Genomic DNA, 366 nt, shown 5'->3' with positions numbered 1-366 from the left:
CTCGGCGCCAAGGGCGAAGCCAACATGGTCGATGTCGGCGACAAGGCCGAGACGACCCGCACGGCGATCGCCGAAGGTTTCGTCACCATGCGGCCCGAAACGTTGGAGATGATTCTGGCCGGCGACGCCAAGAAGGGCGATGTGCTGGGCACCGCCCGCATCGCCGGGATCATGGCAGCGAAGAAGACGCATGAGCTGATCCCGCTTTGCCATCCGCTGCTTCTGACCAAAGTGGCCGTCGAGATCGAACCTGATCGTGCGTTGCCTGGCCTGAAGGTCACGGCGCTCGCCCGCGTCACCGGCAAGACGGGGGTAGAGATGGAGGCGCTGACCGCCGCCTCGGTCGCTTGCCTCACCATCTACGAC

1 protein-coding gene is annotated in these 366 nt (G+C 65.0%); it reads left to right on the top strand.

Annotated features, from left to right (window positions below; translation table 11 throughout):
* The coding region (gene moaC, locus EN857_RS33570) for a cyclic pyranopterin monophosphate synthase MoaC (RefSeq protein ID WP_135897693.1) at positions 1–366 on the top strand (366 nt) is incomplete at both ends.

It is taken from the genome of Mesorhizobium sp. M4B.F.Ca.ET.214.01.1.1 (assembly GCF_004791545.1).
GTDB classification, from domain to species: Bacteria; Pseudomonadota; Alphaproteobacteria; order Rhizobiales; family Rhizobiaceae; genus Mesorhizobium; species Mesorhizobium abyssinicae.
This window is presented reverse-complemented; position numbering and strand designations above follow the sequence as displayed.